The sequence below is a fragment of the Polaribacter sp. IC066 genome, assembly GCF_007997085.1.
Lineage (GTDB): Bacteria > Bacteroidota > Bacteroidia > Flavobacteriales > Flavobacteriaceae > Polaribacter.
In genome coordinates this window covers 1-1,166 of record NZ_VORR01000138.1, presented here as the reverse complement: position 1 = coordinate 1,166, position 1,166 = coordinate 1, and the positions used below count along the sequence as shown (strand labels likewise).

At 30.8% G+C, this 1,166-nt stretch carries 1 protein-coding gene; it reads left to right on the top strand.

Going from position 1 to position 1,166, the window contains the following annotated elements:
• The first annotated feature begins 50 nt into the window (after positions 1-50).
• On the top strand, positions 51-1,166 hold the full coding sequence (locus tag ES044_RS18265; protein WP_147120780.1) for an ISAs1 family transposase: 1,116 nt from the start codon (positions 51-53) through the stop codon (positions 1,164-1,166).

The following is a 1,166-nucleotide window of genomic DNA, read 5'->3' as shown; positions in this document are numbered from 1 at the left end:
TAAGTTGTTTTAAAACCGTATATTATACTGATAATCAATACATTAACAGTATGAATCCAGATAGTAAAATAATAAGTATTTTTGGTAAGTTAGAAGACCCTAGAAGCCATATAAATCAATTACATGACTTAGTTGATATCCTTCTTATCGGAATAATTTCAGTGATTTGTGGGGCAGAAACTTGGAAACAAATGACTGAGTTTGCCAGCTCAAAAGAAGAATTTCTTAAGAAGTTTCTAAATCTTAAAAACGGAATTCCTTCTGAGGATACTATAAATAGGGTGTTTTCTTCAATAGACAGCAATCAATTTGAAAACTGTTTTATCGATTGGGTAAATTCCATTTCAGAACTTAGCAAAGGACAAGTTATAGCAATTGATGGTAAAACTTTACGAGGCGCAAAATCAAAAGGAAAAAAGTCTCCTGTTCATATGGTAAGTGCTTGGGCAAATGAAAGTAACTTAGTTTTAGGACAAGTAAGAGTCAATAATAAATCAAATGAAATTACTGCTATTCCAGAGTTACTAGATAAATTAATGATTCAAGGGAACATTATAACTATTGATGCTATGGGGACACAAACAAACATCGCCGAGAAAATCATTACCAATGGAGCTGATTATATATTGGCTGTAAAAGGAAATCAAAAGCAACTTTTAGAAGAAATTGAAGATGAATTTAAATTTTCTAAAGAAGTAGAGATTCATACTGATATTGATATGGGGCATGGAAGAATAGAGACAAGAAGATGTAGTGTCATATCTAATTTTTCATTTATTGAAAATAAAAATGATAAATGGAGAAACTTGAATCAAATTATTAAAATTGATAGCACTAGAGCGTTTAAAAACTCTGATAAACCTACAGAGAAGGCTACTCGCTATTACATATCAAGTTTAAAAAACAAAGCCGATAAATATCAACAAGATATTCGCTCACATTGGGGTGTTGAAAACAAATTACATTGGACTTTAGATGTAGGTTTTTCTGAGGATGCTTCTAGGAAAAGAGCAGGAAATGCTACTCAAAACTATTCCGTTCTTTTAAAAATAGCTCTGAACTTATTAAGAAATGAAACATCAGAAAAACAGGGAATTCCTGGTAAAAGACTTAAAGCTGCTTGGAATGAAAAATATTTATTAAAAGTACTTAGTGTCAAAGTATGA